This window comes from Rhizobium ruizarguesonis (assembly GCF_012349115.1).
Classification (GTDB): Bacteria; Pseudomonadota; Alphaproteobacteria; order Rhizobiales; family Rhizobiaceae; genus Rhizobium; species Rhizobium ruizarguesonis.
This window is the reverse complement of record NZ_PQIG01000100.1, coordinates 129,914-148,134: the sequence shown is the minus strand read 5'-3', so window position 1 is coordinate 148,134 and position 18,221 is coordinate 129,914. Positions and strand designations below refer to the sequence as shown.

General features: G+C 60.5%; 19 protein-coding genes and 3 tRNA genes. 3 read left to right on the top strand and 19 right to left on the bottom strand.

Translation table 11 applies throughout. The annotated features are described in order from the left end of the window. Positions 1 to 11 precede the first annotated feature (11 nt). The 17 genes from C3Y91_RS26795 to C3Y91_RS26715 all read right to left on the bottom strand — a co-directional run bounded on the left by C3Y91_RS26795 (position 12) and on the right by C3Y91_RS26715 (position 15,268). Positions 12 to 1,523: an NADH-quinone oxidoreductase subunit M gene (locus C3Y91_RS26795; protein ID WP_018447545.1), complete on the bottom strand. Its 1,512-nt coding sequence runs from the start codon at positions 1,521 to 1,523 to the stop codon at positions 12 to 14. Then, on the bottom strand, positions 1,523 to 3,523 hold the full coding sequence (nuoL, locus tag C3Y91_RS26790) for an NADH-quinone oxidoreductase subunit L (RefSeq protein WP_130664414.1): 2,001 nt from the start codon (positions 3,521 to 3,523) through the stop codon (positions 1,523 to 1,525). Before nuoL ends, C3Y91_RS26795 begins: the two co-directional genes overlap by 1 nt. Before the next feature lie 7 nt (positions 3,524 to 3,530). Next, a complete protein-coding gene (gene nuoK, locus C3Y91_RS26785) occupies positions 3,531 to 3,839 on the bottom strand; it encodes an NADH-quinone oxidoreductase subunit NuoK (RefSeq protein WP_003547388.1) in 309 nt (102 codons plus the stop codon). 23 nt (positions 3,840 to 3,862) lie between these two features. Then, complete coding sequence (locus C3Y91_RS26780; RefSeq protein WP_003547387.1) at positions 3,863 to 4,477, bottom strand: NADH-quinone oxidoreductase subunit J; 615 nt, start codon at positions 4,475 to 4,477, stop codon at positions 3,863 to 3,865. 144 nt (positions 4,478 to 4,621) lie between these two features. Then, positions 4,622 to 5,113, bottom strand: a complete 492-nt coding sequence (nuoI, locus tag C3Y91_RS26775; RefSeq protein WP_003547385.1) for an NADH-quinone oxidoreductase subunit NuoI — start codon at positions 5,111 to 5,113, stop codon at positions 4,622 to 4,624. A 40-nt stretch (positions 5,114 to 5,153) separates the two neighbouring features. Then, a complete protein-coding gene (gene nuoH, locus C3Y91_RS26770) occupies positions 5,154 to 6,197 on the bottom strand; it encodes an NADH-quinone oxidoreductase subunit NuoH (protein WP_003547383.1) in 1,044 nt (347 codons plus the stop codon). A gap of 12 nt (positions 6,198 to 6,209) precedes the next feature. Then, a complete protein-coding gene (nuoG, locus tag C3Y91_RS26765; RefSeq protein ID WP_130664413.1) occupies positions 6,210 to 8,291 on the bottom strand; it encodes an NADH-quinone oxidoreductase subunit NuoG in 2,082 nt (693 codons plus the stop codon). Between the two features lie 218 nt (positions 8,292 to 8,509). Beyond that, positions 8,510 to 9,193 carry a 5' DNA nuclease gene (locus C3Y91_RS26760; protein WP_018069468.1) on the bottom strand — a complete coding sequence of 228 codons (684 nt, stop codon included), beginning with the start codon at positions 9,191 to 9,193 and terminating at the stop codon, positions 8,510 to 8,512. 2 nt (positions 9,194 to 9,195) lie between these two features. Beyond that, positions 9,196 to 10,500 carry an NADH-quinone oxidoreductase subunit NuoF gene (gene nuoF / locus C3Y91_RS26755; protein WP_003558451.1) on the bottom strand — a complete coding sequence of 435 codons (1,305 nt, stop codon included), beginning with the start codon at positions 10,498 to 10,500 and terminating at the stop codon, positions 9,196 to 9,198. 10 nt (positions 10,501 to 10,510) lie between these two features. Continuing rightward, positions 10,511 to 11,677, bottom strand: a complete 1,167-nt coding sequence (locus tag C3Y91_RS26750; RefSeq protein WP_018069467.1) for an NADH-quinone oxidoreductase subunit E — start codon at positions 11,675 to 11,677, stop codon at positions 10,511 to 10,513. Between the two features lie 16 nt (positions 11,678 to 11,693). Further along, positions 11,694 to 11,966 carry a hypothetical protein gene (locus C3Y91_RS26745; protein ID WP_018484019.1) on the bottom strand — a complete coding sequence of 91 codons (273 nt, stop codon included), beginning with the start codon at positions 11,964 to 11,966 and terminating at the stop codon, positions 11,694 to 11,696. Next, on the bottom strand, positions 11,966 to 13,156 hold the full coding sequence (locus tag C3Y91_RS26740; protein ID WP_018069465.1) for an NADH-quinone oxidoreductase subunit D: 1,191 nt from the start codon (positions 13,154 to 13,156) through the stop codon (positions 11,966 to 11,968). Before C3Y91_RS26740 ends, C3Y91_RS26745 begins: the two co-directional genes overlap by 1 nt. A 65-nt stretch (positions 13,157 to 13,221) precedes the next feature. Then, entirely contained in the window at positions 13,222 to 13,824 is a 603-nt protein-coding gene (locus C3Y91_RS26735; RefSeq protein ID WP_018069464.1) for an NADH-quinone oxidoreductase subunit C, read from the bottom strand. 18 nt (positions 13,825 to 13,842) lie between these two features. Continuing rightward, the gene (locus C3Y91_RS26730; RefSeq protein WP_003547368.1) at positions 13,843 to 14,427 is read right to left on the bottom strand and encodes a NuoB/complex I 20 kDa subunit family protein; all 585 of its coding nucleotides are present in this window, start codon (positions 14,425 to 14,427) and stop codon (positions 13,843 to 13,845) included. After that, positions 14,418 to 14,783: an NADH-quinone oxidoreductase subunit A gene (locus tag C3Y91_RS26725; RefSeq protein WP_010055493.1), complete on the bottom strand. Its 366-nt coding sequence runs from the start codon at positions 14,781 to 14,783 to the stop codon at positions 14,418 to 14,420. Before C3Y91_RS26725 ends, C3Y91_RS26730 begins: the two co-directional genes overlap by 10 nt. A gap of 247 nt (positions 14,784 to 15,030) precedes the next feature. Continuing rightward, positions 15,031 to 15,107 (bottom strand) — tRNA-Asp (locus C3Y91_RS26720). 84 nt (positions 15,108 to 15,191) lie between these two features. Then, a tRNA-Asp gene (locus C3Y91_RS26715) sits at positions 15,192 to 15,268 on the bottom strand. A gap of 404 nt (positions 15,269 to 15,672) precedes the next feature. On the opposite strand from C3Y91_RS26715, the gene C3Y91_RS26710 reads away from it, so the two are divergent. After that, positions 15,673 to 15,748, top strand: a tRNA-Val gene (locus C3Y91_RS26710). Between the two features lie 101 nt (positions 15,749 to 15,849). Beyond that, a complete protein-coding gene (locus C3Y91_RS26705) occupies positions 15,850 to 16,248 on the top strand; it encodes a hypothetical protein (RefSeq protein ID WP_018069463.1) in 399 nt (132 codons plus the stop codon). Between the two features lie 59 nt (positions 16,249 to 16,307). Here C3Y91_RS26705 and C3Y91_RS26700 read toward each other — a convergent pair whose 3' ends face one another. Continuing rightward, positions 16,308 to 16,856, bottom strand: coding sequence for a glutathione peroxidase (locus C3Y91_RS26700; RefSeq protein ID WP_018069462.1), 549 nt, complete (start codon positions 16,854 to 16,856; stop codon positions 16,308 to 16,310). Positions 16,857 to 16,988: 132 nt separating this feature from the next. After that, positions 16,989 to 17,342 carry a hypothetical protein gene (locus C3Y91_RS26695; protein ID WP_024321117.1) on the bottom strand — a complete coding sequence of 118 codons (354 nt, stop codon included), beginning with the start codon at positions 17,340 to 17,342 and terminating at the stop codon, positions 16,989 to 16,991. 165 nt (positions 17,343 to 17,507) lie between these two features. Here C3Y91_RS26695 and C3Y91_RS26690 point away from each other — a divergent pair, with 165 nt between their 5' ends. Further along, a complete protein-coding gene (locus tag C3Y91_RS26690) occupies positions 17,508 to 18,113 on the top strand; it encodes a class I SAM-dependent methyltransferase (protein ID WP_168576030.1) in 606 nt (201 codons plus the stop codon). The last annotated feature ends 108 nt before the right edge of the window (positions 18,114 to 18,221 follow it).

Below are 18,221 nucleotides of genomic sequence, written 5' to 3'. Positions count from 1 at the left end.
AAGTCCCGTCATCATTTCATAGACAGCGCAACATTCTGCGCTGCGTGCACGGCGGCCGTGTAGTTGTTGACCAGCAGATCCACCGAGGCGGCCGTCGCGTCGAAGACCGGAGCCGGGTAAACGCCGAAGAAGATGGTCAGTGCGACCAGCGGGTAAAGGATCAGCTGCTCGCGTCTGGAAAGATCGAGCAGCGCCTTCAGCTTCTCCTTCTCGAGCGCGCCGAAGATCACCCGGCGATAAAGCCAGAGCGCGTAGGCGGCCGAGAGGATGACGCCGGTGGCGGCAAAGAGCGCTACCCAGGTGTTGACCCGGAACACACCGATCAGCGTCAGGAATTCGCCGATGAAGCCCGACGTGCCGGGAAGCCCGACATTGGCCATGGTGAAGACCATCATCGCCACGGCATATTTCGGCATGTTGTTGACGAGGCCGCCATAGGCGTTGATCTCGCGGGTGTGGGTACGGTCATAGACGACGCCGACGCAGAGGAAGAGCGCGCCGGAGACGATGCCGTGCGACAGCATCTGGAAGATCGAACCCTGAACGCCCTGCATGTTGGCGGCAAAGATACCCATGGTCACGTAGCCCATGTGTGCCACGGAGGAATAGGCGATCAGCTTCTTGATATCGTCCTGCATCATCGCCACCAGAGAGGTATAGATGATGGCGATGACGGACATGGCGAAGACGAGCGGCGCGAAATAATCAGACGCCACCGGGAACATGCCGAGCGAGAAACGGATGAGACCGTAGCCGCCAAGCTTCAAAAGCACGCCGGCCAGGATCACCGAGCCTGCCGTCGGCGCCTGAACGTGGGCATCGGGAAGCCAGGTATGGACCGGCCACATCGGCATCTTGACCGCGAAGGAGGCGAAGAAGGCAAGCCATAACCAGGTCTGCAGCGCCGGCGGGAACTTGTAGGCGAGCAGCGCGGTGATATCGGTCGTGCCAGCCTGCCAGTACATCGCCATGATGGCGAGCAGCATCAGCACCGAGCCGAGCAACGTATAGAGGAAGAACTTGTAGCTCGCATAGACGCGGTCCTTGCCGCCCCAGACGCCGATGATCAGGAACATCGGAATGAGGCCCGCCTCGAAGAAGACGTAGAACAGCACGATATCGAGCGAGACGAACACGCCGATCATCATCGTTTCGAGGATGAGGAAGGCGATCATGTATTCCTTCAGGCGCTTCTCGATCGAGAGCCAGCTCGCCAGCACACAGAAGGGCATGAGGAAGGTCGACAGGATGACGAACAGCATCGAGATGCCGTCGACGCCGACGTGGTAGCCGATGCCGGTGCCGAGCCAGTCATGCTTCTCGAGCATCTGGAAGCCCGGATTGGCATTGTCAAAGCCGGTCCAGATGAAGAGCGAAACGACGAAGGTGAAGACGGTGGTGATCAGCGAGATCCACAGCACGTTCTTCCGGCCGGTTTCGCTCTCGCCGTTCATCAATAGCAGGAGCACCACGCCGACGAGCGGCAGGAAGGTGACCGTTGAAAGAATAGGCCAATCGGTCATCAGAAGGAACTCCCGAGCATCATCCAGGTAACGAGCGCCGCAATGCCGATCAGCATGGCGAAGGCGTAGTGATAGAGGTAACCGGTCTGCAGGCGGACCACGCGATCGGTGACGGCGACGACGCGAGCGGCGACGCCGTTCGGGCCGTAGGTGTCGATGACGCCGACATCACCTTTCTTCCACAGGAAGCGGCCGAGTGCCTTGGCGGAGCGGACGAAGAGGAAGTCATAGAGCTCGTCGAAATACCACTTGTTCAACAGGAACTGGTAGAGCACGCGGTGCTGCTGCGCGAGGATGCGCGGCGTCTGCGGCGAGCGGATATACATGTACCAGGCGGTGACGAAGCCGAGCACCATGGCGATGAAGGGGCTCAAGCCGACAAGCGCCGGAACGTGGTGAAACTCTTCGAGAAGTTCGTTCTCGGCGCCGGTGAAGAGCGCCCCCTTCCAGAACTCGGCATATTCCTCGCCGTAGAACCGGCCTTCGAAGATCACGCCCGCAAGCACTGCGCCGATCGCCAGGAGATAGAGCGGCACCAGCATGACCTGCGGCGACTCGTGGACGTGGTGCATGACCTCATGGGAAGCGCGCGGCTTGCCGAAGAAGGTCATGAAGATCAGGCGCCAGGAATAGAAGCTCGTAAAGAGAGCCGCGATGACCAGCAACGCGAAGGCGAAGCCCGCGACCGGCGAATGCGATGCATAGGTCGCCTCGATGATCACGTCCTTGGAGAAGAAGCCGGCGAAGCCGATCGGCGTGAAGGGAATGCCAAAACCGGTGATCGCCAGTGTGCCGATGATCATCAGCACGGCAGTAACTTTAATATGCGGCCACAGGCCGCCCATGTAGCGCATGTCTTGCTCGCCATCGACGGCATGGATGACCGAGCCGGCGCAGAGGAAGAGCAGCGCCTTGAAGAAGGCATGCGTGAAGAGATGGAAGATCGCTGCGCCATACGCCCCGGCTCCGAGTGCCACGAACATGTAGCCGAGCTGCGAGCAAGTGGAATAGGCGATGACACGCTTGATGTCGTTCTGCACGAGGGCGACTGTTGCCGCGAAGAAGGCGGTGATCGCGCCGATGACGGTGACGACAACCAGCGCATCCGGCGACAGTTCGAAAAGCGGCGACATGCGGGCGACGAGAAAGACGCCGGCGGTGACCATGGTGGCGGCATGAATGAGGGCCGAGACCGGGGTCGGGCCTTCCATGGCGTCCGGCAGCCAGGTGTGCAGCAGGAACTGCGCCGACTTGCCCATCGCGCCCATGAAGAGCAGCAGGCAGATGCCGGTCAGCGCATGAGCCTTGTCGAGCTGCATGCCGAAGAGATTGAGGATGACCTCGCCCGCTTCGCTGCCGCCTTCATGCGGGGCGAAGTTCGAGGCATTTGCGAAGATCGTGTCGAGGTTGATCGAGCCGAACAGCACGAAGACGCCGGCAATGCCGAGCACGAAGCCGAAGTCGCCGACGCGGTTGACGATGAAGGCCTTCATCGCCGCAGCCGTCGCCGACGGCTTCTTGAACCAGAAGCCGATCAGCAGATAGGAGGCGAGACCGACGCCTTCCCAGCCGAAGAACATCTGGGCAAGGTTGTCAGCGGTCACCAGCATCAGCATGGCGAAGGTGAAGAGCGAGAGATAGGCGAAGAAGCGCGGGCGATGCGGATCGGTATGCATGTAGCCGATCGAATAGACATGCACCAGTGTCGAGACCGTGTTGACGACGATCAGCATCACTGATGTCAGCGTATCCACGCGCAGCGACCAGGAGACGTCGATGCCGCCGGACTGGATCCAGCGCAGCACCTCGACCTTGATCGGGCCGCCTTCGGCATGACCCATGCCGACGGTGAAGAAGACGACCCAGGACAGGATGGCGGCGATGATCATCAGGCCGCTGGTGACATATTCCGAAGCCTTGGCGCCGATGGCGCGGCCAAAAAGGCCTGCGACGATCGCACCGATCAAGGGAAGAAAGACGATAGCCTTATAGAGGAACATGAGCCACTCAGCCCTTCATCATATTGACGTCTTCGACCGCGATCGAGCCGCGGTTGCGGTAGAAGACAACGAGAATTGCAAGACCGATCGCCGCTTCGGCAGCCGCGACTGTCAGGATGAACAGCGCGAAGACCTGGCCGACGATGTCGTTCAGGAAGGAGGAGAAGGCGACCATGTTGATGTTGACGGCAAGCAGGATCAGTTCGATCGACATCAGGATGACGATGACGTTCTTCCGGTTCAGGAAGATGCCGAAGACGCCAAGCGTGAAGAGGATGGCGCTGACCGTCAGGTAGTGGGAAAGTCCGATGACCATGTTCTTTGTTCCTTGACCTGCCTTTAGACGCCCTGCCCGGGCTTGACCGAAACCACCTCGACGGCGGTGGCGGGCGTACGGGCAACTTGCCTCGGAATATTCTGCCGCTTGATGTTGGTGCGGTGTCTCAATGTCAGCACGATCGCGCCGATCATGGCGACCAGGAGCACCAGACCGGCGATCTGGAAGAAATAGACGTAGTTGGTGTAGAGCACGTCGCCGAGAGCGGCGGTATTGGTGCGCTCGCTCAGCGCCGGGATCGGCATGGCGACTGATTTGGCGATCTCCGGCGAGATGACGCTGCCGCCGATGACGACGATCAGTTCGGCTGCGAGGATCACCCCGATCAGCCCGCCGATCGGCGCATATTCGAGAACGCCGGCCCTCAGTTCGGTAAAGTCGATATCGAGCATCATCACCACGAAGAGGAAGAGCACGGCGACGGCGCCGACATAGACGACAAGCAGGATCATCGCCAGGAATTCGGCACCGAGCAGCAGGAAGAGGCCAGCCGCATTGAAGAACACCAGGATCAGGAAGAGAACCGAGTGAACCGGGTTCTTCGCCCAGATGACCATGAACGCCGACGCCACCGCGACAAAGGCGAAAAGATAGAAAAATAGAGCCTGCAGACCCATGTTGGTGCCTTTTTCATCTTCCCCCGGGCAGCCGGGAGTTTCCCTGCCCGATGGAGCTTTCGCAGGCGCTAACCGGCAAAGCTCCTGTGCATATTGACCGCGACAAGAGCAACTGCGCTCCACCACGGCATTTCAAAATCTCAATCAGCGATACGGCGAGTCGATCGCGATGTTGCGAGCGATTTCCCGCTCCCACCGGTCTCCGTTGTCCAGAAGCCGCGCCTTGTCGAAATAGAGCTCTTCGCGGGTTTCCGTCGCAAATTCGAAATTCGGGCCTTCGACGATCGCGTCGACCGGGCAGGCTTCCTGGCAGAAGCCGCAATAGATGCACTTCACCATGTCGATATCGTAGCGCACCGTGCGGCGCGTACCGTCATTGCGGCGGGGACCCGCCTCGATGGTGATCGCCTGGGCAGGACAGATCGCCTCGCAAAGCTTGCAGGCGATGCAGCGCTCCTCGCCGTTCGGATAACGGCGCAGAGCATGCTCGCCGCGGAAACGCGGGGAAACCGGACCCTTTTCGAAGGGGTAGTTGATCGTCGCCTTCTGGCGGAAGAAATAGCGCATCGACAGAAAGAACGCGCCGACGAATTCCTTGAGAAACAGCGAGCTGATGGAGCCGGACAAGCTTGCCATCTTCAACCTCCAATTTTGCCGAAAACGAGAGCAGGCATGATCATGCCCAACCCATCAGTTTCAGCACGAATGCAACGATGACGACCATGGCGAGTGACAGCGGCAGGAAGACCTTCCAGCCGAGGCGCATGAGCTGGTCGTAGCGGTAGCGCGGAACGAAGGCCTTGACCATCGCGAACATGAAGAACACGAAGCAAGCCTTCAGCGTGAACCAGATGATGCCGGGGACCCAGTTGAGGATCCAGATATCGACCGGGGGCAGCCAGCCGCCGAGGAAGAGGATCGTCGTCAGCGCGCACATCAGGCAGACGGCCGCATATTCGCCGAGCATGAACATCATGTATGGCGAGGAGCCGTATTCGACCATGAAGCCGGCAACGAGTTCCGATTCAGCTTCCGGAAGGTCGAAGGGCGGGCGGTTCGTCTCGGCAAGTGCCGAAATGAAGAAGATGATGAACATCGGGAAGAGCGACAGCCAGTGCCAGTCGAGGAACGAGGCCGGCAGGCCGAGCATGGTGCCGAGGCCGGTATGCTGCGCATTGACGATATCGGTCAGGTTCAGCGAGCCGACGCAGAGAAGCACGGTGACGATGACGAAGCCGATCGAGACTTCATAGGACACCATCTGTGCCGCCGAGCGTAGCGCGCCGAGGAACGGATACTTCGAGTTCGAAGCCCAGCCGCCCATAATGATGCCGTAAACTTCGAGCGAGGAAATCGCGAAAATATAGAGGATGCCGACATTGATGTTGGCGATCACCCATCCGTCGGCCAGCGGTACCACCGCCCAGGTGGACAGCGCCAGAAGCACCGTCACCAGCGGAGCAAGCAGGAAGACCGCCTTGTTGGCGCCGGCCGGAATGATCGGCTCCTTGAAGACGAATTTCAAAAGGTCGGCGAAGGACTGGAACAGGCCGAAAGGACCGACGACGTTCGGGCCGCGGCGCAACTGTACGGCCGCCCAGATCTTGCGGTCGGCGAGCAGCACATAGGCGATGAAGACGAGCAGGCAGACGAGAAGCAGCAGTGACTGACCGATCATGATGATCGCCGGCCAGACATAGGTCGAAAAGAAAGAATCCATAGTCCCCTGCCCTTACTCTGCCGCGACTTTGAAGTTGTTGCGGGCCAATGCCGAGCACTCCGCCATGACAGCCGAGGCACGCGCTATCGGGTTCGTCAAATAGAAGTCTTTCACCGGCGACGCAAACCCGGATTTGTTCATCTTGCCGGCTTTTTTCGCAACTGCGGCAATTTGGGCGCTATCGGTTTCGGCGATCTCGTCGATGGCGGCAAAATGCGGGAAAGCGGCATAGAGCCGGGCGCGCAATTCGCTGAGCGAATCGAAGGGAAGCTTCTTGCCGAGCACGTCGGAAAGGGCACGGATGATTGCCCAGTCCTCGCGGGCGTCACCCGGCGCAAAACCTGCGCGGTTGCCCATCTGGACGCGGCCTTCGGTGTTGACCCAGGTGCCGGACTTTTCGGTATAGGCTGCGGCCGGCAGGATGACGTCGGCATGGTGCGCGCCATTATCGCCATGCGAGCCGATATAGACGGTGAGCTTGGCCTTCTTGGCGGTGAAGTCGAGTTCGTCCGCACCGAGCAGGAAGAGCACGTCCATCGCCGTCAGCATCTCGGCGGCATTGACGCCCTTGGCACCCGGCACGAAGCCGAGGTCGAGGCCGCCGACACGCGAGGCAGCGGTATGGAGAACGGCAAAGCCGTTCCAGCCTTCGGCGACCGCGCCGACCGAGCCGGCGAGCTTGGCAGCACTGGCGAGAACGCCGGCGCCGTCGGTGCGCGACAGCGCGCCCTGGCCGATGATAATCATCGGCTTGGCGGCGTTCTTCAGGACTTCGGCGAAGGCGTGGGTGCCGTCGACCAGATCCTTCAGCGTGTCGGGACCGCCGCCGAGGTAATCATAGCTGTAGCGCAGTTCGCCCGGTGCGCCGATCACGCCGATCGGGAACTTGCCGCGGCGCCAGCGCTTGCGGATGCGGGCGTTGAGGATGGCGGCCTCGAAGCGCGGATTGGCGCCGATGATCAACAGCGCGTCGGCCTGGTCGATGCCGGCAATGGTCGGGTTGAAGAGGTAGCTTGCACGGCCGAGCGACGGATCGAGTGCCGCCCCATCCTGGCGACAGTCGAGATTGACCGACCCCAGCGACTTCACCAGTTCGGAGAGCGCATACATTTCCTCGACGGAAGCGAGGTCGCCTGATATCGCGCCGATCTTGTCGCCCGAGGTGGCGCCGACGGCGGCCTTGATGGCGCCAAAGGCTTCGGCCCAGGTGGCGGGCTGCAGGCGGCCGTCGCGGCGAACGTAAGGCCGGTCGAGGCGCTGGGTCTTCAGGCCGTCCCAGATGAAGCGGCTCTTGTCGGAAATCCACTCCTCGTTGATCGCCTCATTGACGCGCGGCAGGATGCGCATGACCTCACGGCCGCGGGTGTCGACGCGGATCGCCGAACCGACGGCATCCATGACGTCGATCGATTCGGTCTTGTTCAGCTCCCAGGGGCGCGCGGTGAAGGCGAAGGGCTTCGAGGTGAGCGCGCCGACCGGGCAAAGGTCGACGACGTTGCCCTGCAGCTCGGAGGTCATCGCCTGTTCGAGATAGGTGGTGATCTCGGCATCCTCGCCGCGGCCGATCAGGCCGAGTTCGGAAATGCCGGCGACCTCGGTGGTGAAGCGGACGCAGCGCGTGCAGTGGATGCAGCGGTTCATCACCGTCTTGACGAGCGGGCCGATATACTTGTCCTCGACGGCGCGCTTGTCTTCCTGATAGCGCGAGGTGTCGATGCCGAAGGCCATCGCCTGGTCCTGCAGGTCGCATTCGCCGCCCTGGTCGCAGATCGGGCAATCCAGCGGATGGTTGATCAGCAGGAATTCCATCACACCTTCGCGGGCCTTCTTGACCATCGGGGTGTTGGTGAAGACCTCGGGCAGTTCGCCGTTCGGGCCGCCGCGGATGTCGCGCACGCTCATGGCGCAGGAAGCCTGCGGCTTCGGCGGGCCGCCCTTCACCTCGACAAGGCACATGCGGCAATTGCCGGCAACCGACAGACGCTCATGGAAGCAGAAGCGCGGAACCTCGGCACCGGCATCCTCGCACGCCTGCAATAGCGTGAAATGATCCGGAACTTCGATCTCGTTGCCGTCAATCCTCAGTTTTGCCATCGTCGCTCAGTCCTGTTTCCCGTTTGCCTGATGACGGCAAACAAACCTATTTTTGCAACACTCTCATTGCCAAGCCGGATCTTTCGTCCTGCCGACATCTGATGTCGCCCAAATTCTCTGTCGCGCATTCCAGATCCGGAACCCGCACCGGCATCTTGAGGCCCCCGCCCGTCCGCCGACCTGCCCATCTTTCCGGCCGATTGACACGGCCGGACAGTTCATTTCTTTCTGCGGCCCCGTCCTGCCAGAACCTTCGCCTGGCCGGTCCAGTCGTCACGCGCAATGCGGCCATTGAAGCCGAGTTCGACGTCAAGCCTGGCGATTTCCTCGTCGGTCCAGGCGGCAATCTCGGCAAAGCTGCGAATGCCCTTGGCGTTCAGCACCTGCTCCAGCTTCGGGCCGATGCCGGCGATCAGCTTGAGATCGTCGGCCTTTCCAGCCCGCGCAACCGGTTTTGCCTTCACTGCCGGCTTAGGCTGGCTGGCCTTCGTTTGGCTGGCTGGGATCGGCGCGCTGACCGGCTTGACCACAGTCAGTGTCGGCCTTGCCTTCTTCTCGGCCGGCGGCTTGGTGAAAGCCTTGACCTCCGAGCGAATATTCTCCGGCCGGATATCGACATCGGGCGCCGGCTCGTCCGGCGGCGTGTCATCGAGGGCGGCAGCGACCTTGCTGGTGGTTTCCAGGGCGCTCTGCCAGGCCCCGAAGAAAGCACCGGCCATTTGGGTCGAGAAACCGAAGCCGATCGCCGTTGCGGCGGCAAAGGCTGCAGCCGGATGCGCCATCAGCGGATGCACCGGCATTGCCTGTGCATTTTCCAGCATCTCGGCGGCAAGACGGCCGAAACCCGCCGCGAAATCGGCGGCTTCTTCCTTTTTCCTACCCTTGGATGCAATGTCCGCCATGATTATTCAGCCGCCTCCAGAACCGCGCCGTGATCGAGCGCGCTTGCCGTATACTGGTCGATGCGCTTTTCGATCTCGGGACGGAAGTTACGGATCAGACCCTGCACCGGCCATGCGGCGGCATCGCCGAGCGCACAGATGGTGTGACCTTCAATCTGCTTCGTCACCTGGAACAGCATGTCGATTTCGCGCTTCTGGGCATTGCCCTTGGCCATGCGCTCCATCACGCGCCACATCCAGCCCGTGCCTTCGCGGCAGGGCGTGCACTGGCCGCAGCTCTCATGCTTGAAGAAGGCGGAGATACGGGCGATCGCCTTGATGACGTCGGTGGACTTGTCCATGACGATCGCGGCGGCCGTGCCGAAGGAAGAGCCGACGCCGCGCAGGCCGTCGAAATCCATCGGGCAGTCGATGATGTCCTTGGCCGGAACGATCGGGCAGGATGCGCCGCCCGGAATGACGGCAAGCAGGTTGTCCCAGCCGCCGCGAATGCCGCCGGCATGGCGATCGACCAGTTCGCGGAAGGTGATGCCCATTTCCTCTTCGACCGTGCACGGCTTGTTGACGTGGCCGGAGAGCATGAACAGCTTGGTGCCGACATTGTTCGGACGGCCGATGGCCGAGAACCAGCCGGCGCCGCGGCGCAGGATCGTCGGCGCGACAGCGATCGATTCGACGTTGTTGACCGTCGTCGGGCAGCCGTAGAGACCCATATTGGCCGGGAACGGCGGCTTCAGACGCGGCTGGCCCTTCTTGCCTTCGAGGCTTTCGAGCAGCGCGGTTTCCTCGCCGCAGATGTAGGCGCCGGCACCGTGATGGACGAAGATGTCCATGTCCCAGCCGAGCTTGTTGTTCTTGCCGAGCAGGCCATAATCATAACATTCGTCGATCGCCGCCTGCAGCGCTTCACGCTCGCGGATATATTCGCCGCGCACATAGATGTAGGCCGCATTGGCGCCCATCGCGAAGCTGGCGACGACGCAGCCTTCGATCAGCGTATGCGGATCGTGGCGCATGATGTCGCGGTCTTTGCAGGTGCCGGGCTCGGATTCGTCGGCGTTGACGACGAGGTAGTGCGGACGGCCGTCGCTTTCCTTCGGCATGAAGGACCATTTGAGGCCTGTGGGGAAGCCGGCGCCGCCACGACCGCGAAGGCCCGACGCCTTCATCTCGTTGATGATCCAGTCGCGGCCCTTTTCGAGGATCTGCTTGGTGCCGTCCCAATGGCCGCGGCTCATCGCGCCCTTCAGGGATTTGTCCTTGAGGCCGTAGATGTTGGTAAAGATGCGGTCTTTATCTTGTAACATGCTTCACCTCTTACCGCGGCTTCTTGCCGAAGACCTTGATATATTCCGCTTCCCCGCCCTTGGCGAGCGCCTTGGCCTGCTTGACCCAGTCATCGCGCTCGATGCGGCCGCGGAAGTTCAGGTAGCCGTCGACCCATTCGCGTTCGGCCTTCTTCCAGCCTGCGACCTGCGCGAAGGTGAAGATGCCGATTTCGTTCAACGTCGCCTCGATCTTCGGGCCAACACCCGAGATCATCTTCAGATCATCCGGTGCGGCGGGCTTTTCGACGCCCGCCGGACGGTTCTTGTCGGTCAGGGCAGGCTTTGCCGCCGGGGCAGCCTCGGCCTTGACGGCAGCTTTCGGCGCCGGTTCGGCGGCTGCAGTGCCTGATATCGGCTGCTGCTCGGCTGCCTTGGCGTTTTTCGCAGCCGCCTTCGGCGCCGTTGCCGGCGTCTTCAGGGCAGCATTGGTCTCCGCATCGGTGCTCTTCGGGCGGGCGGCCTCGGAGGGCGGAACCGGAGCGCGGTCGACCGGAGCCGACACGGTTTCGGCGTCGGCCTTCTTGGCGCGCGTCCTTGCCTTCGGCTCTTCCGTCGTCAGCGACGTCAGGCCGCCTTCAGGCGCCGAAAACACCCGGTCGATCTGGGTGCCGGGCTTGATGCTGGCGCCATTGCCGGCGGCAAAGACGTCGATGATTTCTTCGAGACGCTCGGGCGTCAGGTCCTCATAGGTGTCCTTGCCGATCATCACCATCGGGGCGTTGACACAAGCCCCGAGACATTCGACCTCTTCCCAGGACAGCGTGCCTTCGGCATTGCGCTCGAAGGCATGGGCATGGATCTTGCTCTTGCAGACCGACATCAGCGCTTCCGAGCCGCGCAGCATGCAGGGCGTCGTGCCGCAGACTTGGACATGGGCGCGCGTTCCCACAGGATGCAGCTGGAACTGCGTATAGAAGGTCGCGACCTCGAGCACTCTTATATAGGCCATGTCGAGCATGTCGGCGATCTTTTCGATCGCCGCGCGCGTGACCCAGCCGTCCTGCTCCTGCGCCCGCATCAACAGCGGAATGACCGCCGATTGCTGGCGACCGGCGGGGTATTTCTGGATCGTCTTGTCCGCCCAGACCGCATTGTCATCGCTGAAGGCGAATGCGGCAGGCTGGAATTGATCTTCGGCTAATCGACGAACGGACATTCTTCCTCACGCCTTGTCAGTTTAGGGTTCCACACCGCGAAGCGGTCAAAGACTGCATTTCGCAGGCATAGGCCGACTGGTCTTTTTGCATAAACACTACGAATTTGCTGCCGTTCGGAATGGCAGCCTTGATCTGATAGCCCTTGGACAAAAGCTCGCCCATGGACGATTGCTGCGCCGGCGGCGTCTCTTCCTTACGGCCCAGCGGCGTGCCGAGGCTATCGGACTCCTGAGCTGAAACTCCGGATGCCGAAAGAAGAATTGCGGCGGCCAGCGGCAGAAGCTGCATTAGCGGTCCACCTCGCCGAAGACGATGTCGAGCGAGCCGAGCACGGCCGCCACGTCGGCAAGCTGGTGACCGCGGCACATGAAGTCCATCGCCTGCAGATGGGCGTAACCCGGCGCACGGATCTTGCAGCGATAAGGCCTGTTGGTGCCATCGGAGACGAGATAGACGCCGAACTCGCCCTTCGGCGCCTCGACGGCGGCGTAAACCTCGCCGGCCGGCACGTGGTAGCCTTCGGTATAGAGTTTGAAGTGGTGGATCAGCGCTTCCATCGAGCGCTTCATCTCGCCGCGCTTCGGCGGCACGACCTTGCCGTCGATCGACGAGAAAGGACCGGTCTTGGCATCCGAGAGCAGGCGGTTGACGCATTGCTTCATGATGCGGACCGATTCGCGCATCTCGATCATACGGATCAGATAACGGTCGTAGTTGTCGCCATTCTTGCCGATCGGGATGTCGAATTCGAGATCGGAATAACATTCATAGGGCTGGGCGCGACGCAGATCCCAGGCAGCACCCGAACCGCGCACCATGACGCCGGAGAAGCCCCAGGCCCAGCATTCCTCCAGCGAGACGACGCCGATATCGACGTTGCGCTGCTTGAAGATGCGGTTGCCGGTCAACAGGTTGTCGATGTCATCGAGCGCCTTCAGGAACGGATCGCACCAGGCGCCAATATCCTGCACGAGCTGTTCGGGCAGATCCTGGTGGACGCCGCCCGGACGGATATAAGCGGCATGCATGCGCGAGCCGCTGGCGCGCTCGTAGAACACCATCAGCTTTTCACGCTCTTCGAAGCCCCAGAGCGGCGGCGTCAGCGCGCCGACGTCCATAGCCTGCGTCGTGACGTTCAGGAGGTGCGAGAGGATACGGCCGATTTCCGAATAGAGAACGCGGATCAGCTGGCCGCGAATCGGGATCTCGATGCCGAGCAGCTTTTCGACCGCCATCGCATAGGCATGTTCCTGGTTCATCGGCGCGACGTAATCGAGGCGATCGAAATAGGGCACTGCCTGAAGATAGGTCTTGGTCTCGATCAGCTTCTCGGTGCCGCGATGCAAAAGGCCGATATGCGGATCGACACGCTCCACAATTTCGCCGTCAAGCTCCAGGACAAGACGAAGAACGCCGTGCGCCGCCGGATGCTGCGGTCCGAAGTTGATATTGAAGTTGCGAACGTTGTGTTCTGTCATGGCGATGGGCTCGCGTTCTCAGATAACCAGTGAATGGCGGGCCAAGCCCACCAGCCGCCTTGAATTTATTGTTTCGCTTTTTCATCGCCGGGCAGCACATACTCCGTGCCTTCCCAGGGCGACATAAAGTCGAAGTTGCGGAATTCCTGCTTCAGTTCCACCGGCTCGTAAACGACGCGCTTTGCCGCATCGTCATAGCGAACCTCGACGAAACCGGTCGTCGGGAAGTCCTTGCGCAGCGGATGGCCTTCGAAGCCGTAGTCGGTCAGGATGCGACGCAGGTCCGGATGGCCGGTGAAGAGCACACCATACATGTCCCAGGTCTCGCGCTCGAACCAGTCGGCGCCCGGATAGACGGGGCAAGCCGACGGAACCGGCGTATCCTCGTCGGTCGCGACCTTGACGCGGATACGCAGGTTCTTCTTCGGCGACAGCAGGTGATAGACGACGTCGAAACGCAGCTCGCGCTGCGGCCAGTCGACCCCGCAAATATCGATCAGGTTGACGAAACCGCATTTGGCGTCATCACGCAGGAAGGTCAGCAGCGCGATCAGGTTCTCACCCGTCGTCGTCACCGTCAGTTCGCCATACTTCATCTGCGATGCGGCGATCAGATTACCGCGCGCTTCGCCAAGGTAGGACGCAAGCTCAGTCAGGGCTTCACTCATATGCCTTGTCCTTAACCCTTAGCGTTCGATCGTGCCGGTACGCCGGATCTTCTTCTGCAGCAGAAGCACGCCATAAAGCAGCGCCTCTGCCGTGGGGGGACAGCCCGGCACGTAGATGTCGATCGGCACGATGCGGTCGCAGCCGCGCACCACCGAATAGGAATAGTGATAATAGCCGCCGCCATTGGCGCAGGAGCCCATCGAGATAACATAACGCGGCTCGGGCATCTGGTCGTAGACCTTGCGGAGCGCCGGCGCCATCTTGTTGGTCAGCGTACCGGCGACGATCATCACGTCGGACTGGCGCGGCGAGGCGCGCGGCGCAAAACCGAAGCGCTCGACGTCATAACGCGGCATCGACAGCTGCATCATTTCGACGGCGCAGCAGGCAAGACCGAAGGTCATCCACATCAGCGAGCCGGTGCGGGCCCAGTTGATCAGTTCGTCGGTCGAGGTGACGAGAAACCCCTTGTCGGCAAGCTCGTTATTGATCTCGCCAAAAAATGGGTCGTTGCTGCCGATCGGCTTGCCGGTCGAGGGATCGATGATCCCCTTCGGCTGCTGGGCCACAAGCGGCTGATTGCTCACAGGGGCTACTCCCATTCCAGGGCTCCCTTCTTCCATTCATAGATAAAGCCGATGGTCAGCACGAGAAGGAAGACCATCATGGACCAGAAGCCGAACCAGCCGATAGCGCCGAAAGACACGGCCCAGGGAAAGAGGAAGGCGACTTCGAGGTCGAAGATGATGAAGAGAATCGACACGAGATAGAAGCGGATGTCGAACTTCATGCGGGCGTCATCGAAAGCGTTGAAGCCGCATTCGTAAGCCGAGAGCTTTTCCGAATCGGGCGCTTTGAAAGCCACGGCGAACGGCGCAATGAGCAGCGCCAGGCCGATAACGAGCGCAATAGCAATGAAGATAGCGATCGGAATATAAGAACTGAGCAGTTCAGTCATCATGTTCATCCCTGCTTGCCGGAGACGCCAGGCGGCGCATTTGGGCAAATGCCCGGCAAGCGAACGTGCGTTGCAACAAGCCGTGGTTAGCGCAGCCGACGCCCCGGCGCAAGACTTTTACAGAGGCAATTCGACGAGTATCCGAGGGACACTATCAAGCACATACAACGATGTCGCGACAAATCCGCGCAAGCCGCTTCAGCGCGCATGGCTGACCACTGGAAACTGCATGGCTTTCAAGAGAGAATGGCGCGAGTGACGGGGCTCGAACCCGCGACCTCCGGCGTGACAGGCCGGCACTCTAACCGACTGAGCTACACCCGCGCATTAATCCGCCATTTTGCGGCCGCGAGGATGAAGACAACCGGACAAACGACAAATCGCATTTGCGTTTTACAAGACTTGAAATGGCGCGAGTGACGGGGCTCGAACCCGCGACCTCCGGCGTGACAGGCCGGCACTCTAACCAACTGAGCTACACCCGCAATTCATTTCAAGCAGTCCGGATGCCTTCGCACCCTCTCCAAAACGGCTGCCCGTTTCGATGAGCGGCTAACTACGGGGTTCGCCTTTTAGTGTCAAGCAGGTTTGGAGACAAAACAATGACAGTCCGCGAATTGTTTCGGCGGGTTGGGTGCCAGACGAACAAAAGCCGGCACTTCCGTCTTCGGCAGCAATGCTCAGCCGCAGACGCAACGCCTTCGAAACGGGGATGCTCGCCGCCCTCCCCTCACTTTTCCACAGCCGAGCCGAGCCTAAGCGTCATTGCAAGACACGGGACCACCACCAAAAAAATCAAAAAATCTTCACAAACACTCTTGCGGTTTTGCCGCGATCCGCATAGATCACGGCCACCAACGCGGCAGGCCGATCCGGCTTCGTTTGCGATGGGCGATTAGCTCAGTTGGTAGAGCGCCTCGTTTACACCGAGGATGTCGGCGGTTCGAGTCCGTCATCGCCCACCATTTCTAGAGTTTCCTGCTGCTTGTTCATCAGAGTTAGGCTCCCGAATTAGCTCGCTAATCCGGCCACGATCTGCGCAAGGTGTTTTGTCAGGAGACACCTCATGAAAACCGTTGCCATCATCTCTACGCTGCTTCTCGCCAGCGTGGCTGCGCCGCCGTGCATTGCCAGAGAGCCGGCGCAAGAGGTGTTCCTGTCTGCCGGGGATCAGGCGATTACAACCTCGGGAGAAACTCCGGCACGTGAAGCCAGAACATATCTCCTGAGAATGCCGTCAGATCTTCCGATTAATTTTTCGGTCGATGCAGACAATTCAGCCTGCAGCCTGGAAATCAGCAAAGCCAGCCAGCGCGGCGTCTTAAGCACAATCAGCCGATTCCCCGCGTCTTTCAGAGACAGCGGTCAAAGTGGCGATAAATATACGTTTTCGTTTTTCCAAAACCGCGTTTCATTTATGAGCGGCGCCCGATGCGCCTTCTCATTTTCTCTGACGCAGATGTGACGGCGTGATCGGGGCAATGGGCATGCCTCGCTGTTTGGAGGATGCCCATCCCCTACTATTCATGCCTTCGCCAGTTCTTTCTCCACCGCCGAAACCAGCCGCGAATCATCCGCCGTCACGTCAGGCGCGAAGCGGGCGGCGACTTTGCCGTCGCGGCCGATCAGGAATTTTTCGAAGTTCCAGAGGATGTCGTCCTCATCGCTGCCGGTCATCCCGTGGGATTTCAAGCGTTCGCGCATCGGGCCGTCGCCCGTCGTCTTCACGCCCGACTTGGTCAGTTGGCGGTAAAGCGGGTGCTGGGCTTCGCCCTTGACCGAAATCTTCGAGAAGATCGGGAAGGTGACGTCGTAGGTGCTGGTGCAGAAATCGAGGATCTCGGCGTCGGTGCCGGGCTCCTGGCCCTTGAAGTCGTTGGCGGGAAAGGCGGCGATGACGAAGCCGCGCTCGCGCTTTTCCCCATAGAGCTTTTCCAGCCCCTCATATTGGACTGTCAGCCCACATTTCGAGGCCACATTGACGACCAAGAGCACCCTGCCCTTGTATTCGTTGAGCGTGGTCTCACGACCATCCACTGTTTTGACCGGGATATCCAGCACGTTGCCCGTCACGGGAACCTCCAATTTCGTAAGGATATGTTTCGCTAAGCTTAGCGATATCGCCGCTGTTGTCATCAGCGTCGGGATCAACTTGGCTTCCACAGGACGCCGGTGCGGCTTCCGGCCGCACCGGGCCTCAGCACCTCAGGCGGGAGACGTTTCCTTCACGTCGTCGAGCAGGAAGTGCACGACGAGATAATCCGTCTTGTAATGGCGGCCACTGTCCGACATGGAATCGACGCTGCCGCCGTCCTTCGGGTGCCAGGGATGATAGTGGGGGTTGGTGGTGATCAGCGTGATGGCCTTGCCATCTCTTTCGCCAAGCCGGAAGCGCATCTCGGCGAGCGGCCAGATCCGCTCGTAATCCTGCATGGTGATTCGCGCCTTCAGCGCCTTGCGCTGCAGCGGCGCTTCGCCGGCCTCGGCTGGTGTTTCCAACATCACCTCCTCAGCTCCGCTGATGATGGTGTTGAATTCTTCAGGCCACATGCGTCTCATGAAATCGCTCCTCCCGAGGCTTTTTCGTCAGTTCACAGATGGAACTTAGCGGTTTGTTCGAAAGAAGCAAATTCCTGTCATGCGGTTGTCATCGGTGCCGGCTGCTCCTACCTTCCCGTCAAACCGCATCAGGGCCGTCAGTCGCCCGCAATCCCGAGATCAGAGATGAAGACACGTGAAGAAAGGCAGGCGCTCCGGGCGAGCATGCCGCGCACCCCGCTCAACGCCCATCATATGGAAAACGCCCGATTGCTGCCGGATCGCGGCGAATTGCTTTATCGGATCCCGAACGGCGGCATCGGCGTCGAAGTCGGGGCAGCCTTCGGCGAATATACGGCGGAGGTCCTGGAAAAGAATCGCCCGGCGCAGCTCTATCTCATCGATCCCTGGTCGATGGATCGCTACAGCTCCGGGCTCGACGCGATCCACACGAATTTCGCGGCCGAGATCGAGGCCGGCCGGCTGCATCTGATGCAAGGCACATCGCTCGAGAAGCTTGCCGAATTCGAGGACGATTTCCTCGACTGGGCCTATATCGATACCGATCATTCCTTCGAGCTCACCTGGCAGGAACTGCTGCTCTGCGAAAAGAAGGTGAAGCGGACGGGGCGCATTGCCGGGCATGATTTCTGCACCGGCAATACGGTCAAGCCGATCGTCTACGGCGTCGTCGAGGCGGTCACCAAATTCTGCAAGGATTACGGCTGGCAATTCGAGTTCCTGACGGTCGAATCGCACGCGCATTTTTCCTATTGCCTGAAGCGGCTTTGATCAGTCTAAAGCGCGGCGCGATCTTTCAGATTCGCTTCACGCGCTTTAGGTCTTTGGTCTTGCGCATGTCTTCACCGCAAAACCGCTGCACACTTTTGCGCGACATGC

Coding starts and splice junctions, on each gene's coding strand:
- C3Y91_RS26795 (WP_018447545.1), bottom strand. CDS start 1,523: ATGACCGATTGGCCTATTCTTTCAACGGTCACCTTCCTGCCGCTCGTC.
- nuoL (WP_130664414.1), bottom strand. CDS start 3,523: ATGTTCCTCTATAAGGCTATCGTCTTTCTTCCCTTGATCGGTGCGATC.
- nuoK (WP_003547388.1), bottom strand. CDS start 3,839: ATGGTCATCGGACTTTCCCACTACCTGACGGTCAGCGCCATCCTCTTC.
- C3Y91_RS26780 (WP_003547387.1), bottom strand. CDS start 4,477: ATGGGTCTGCAGGCTCTATTTTTCTATCTTTTCGCCTTTGTCGCGGTG.
- nuoI (WP_003547385.1), bottom strand. CDS start 5,113: ATGGCAAGCTTGTCCGGCTCCATCAGCTCGCTGTTTCTCAAGGAATTC.
- nuoH (WP_003547383.1), bottom strand. CDS start 6,197: ATGGATTCTTTCTTTTCGACCTATGTCTGGCCGGCGATCATCATGATC.
- nuoG (WP_130664413.1), bottom strand. CDS start 8,291: ATGGCAAAACTGAGGATTGACGGCAACGAGATCGAAGTTCCGGATCAT.
- C3Y91_RS26760 (WP_018069468.1), bottom strand. CDS start 9,193: ATGGCGGACATTGCATCCAAGGGTAGGAAAAAGGAAGAAGCCGCCGAT.
- nuoF (WP_003558451.1), bottom strand. CDS start 10,500: ATGTTACAAGATAAAGACCGCATCTTTACCAACATCTACGGCCTCAAG.
- C3Y91_RS26750 (WP_018069467.1), bottom strand. CDS start 11,677: ATGTCCGTTCGTCGATTAGCCGAAGATCAATTCCAGCCTGCCGCATTC.
- C3Y91_RS26745 (WP_018484019.1), bottom strand. CDS start 11,966: ATGCAGCTTCTGCCGCTGGCCGCCGCAATTCTTCTTTCGGCATCCGGA.
- C3Y91_RS26740 (WP_018069465.1), bottom strand. CDS start 13,156: ATGACAGAACACAACGTTCGCAACTTCAATATCAACTTCGGACCGCAG.
- C3Y91_RS26735 (WP_018069464.1), bottom strand. CDS start 13,824: ATGAGTGAAGCCCTGACTGAGCTTGCGTCCTACCTTGGCGAAGCGCGC.
- C3Y91_RS26730 (WP_003547368.1), bottom strand. CDS start 14,427: ATGGGAGTAGCCCCTGTGAGCAATCAGCCGCTTGTGGCCCAGCAGCCG.
- C3Y91_RS26725 (WP_010055493.1), bottom strand. CDS start 14,783: ATGACTGAACTGCTCAGTTCTTATATTCCGATCGCTATCTTCATTGCT.
- C3Y91_RS26705 (WP_018069463.1), top strand. CDS start 15,850: ATGAAAACCGTTGCCATCATCTCTACGCTGCTTCTCGCCAGCGTGGCT.
- C3Y91_RS26695 (WP_024321117.1), bottom strand. CDS start 17,342: ATGAGACGCATGTGGCCTGAAGAATTCAACACCATCATCAGCGGAGCT.
- C3Y91_RS26690 (WP_168576030.1), top strand. CDS start 17,508: ATGAAGACACGTGAAGAAAGGCAGGCGCTCCGGGCGAGCATGCCGCGC.